Source organism: Bradyrhizobium sp. LeoA1Lang (genome assembly GCF_055413685.1).
This window is the reverse complement of record NZ_JBVAPG010000573.1, coordinates 1-300: the sequence shown is the minus strand read 5'-3', so window position 1 is coordinate 300 and position 300 is coordinate 1. Positions and strand designations below refer to the sequence as shown.

Sequence of the window (300 nt, the reverse complement as noted above, 5' to 3'; positions counted from 1 at the left end):
GATCATTCTTCTTGTAGGCGCGCGAGCGTGTCACCTCGATCTTTTGCGCGCGACACCAGGGCACGACGACGTCGTTCATGAATGCGCTGTCATTGTCAAAATCGGCGCCGCGAATGACCCAGGGAAACAGGCTCTGCGCGCGCTCCATCGCCCGCACGACGAGGCCGCCCTCGCGCGTCACCAACGGCATGCACTCGGTCCAACCAGTCGCGACGTCGACCATCGTCAACGTCTGAATGAACGAGCCAGCTACAGATGTGCCGCCATGCGCCACCATGTCGACCTCGCAGAACCCCGGCG

1 protein-coding gene is annotated in these 300 nt (G+C 62.7%); it reads right to left on the bottom strand.

Going from position 1 to position 300, the window contains the following annotated elements; translation table 11 throughout:
- A partial coding sequence (locus ACZYOF_RS44540) for an integrase catalytic domain-containing protein (RefSeq protein ID WP_463719691.1) occupies window positions 1–300 on the bottom strand: 300 nt, incomplete at both ends.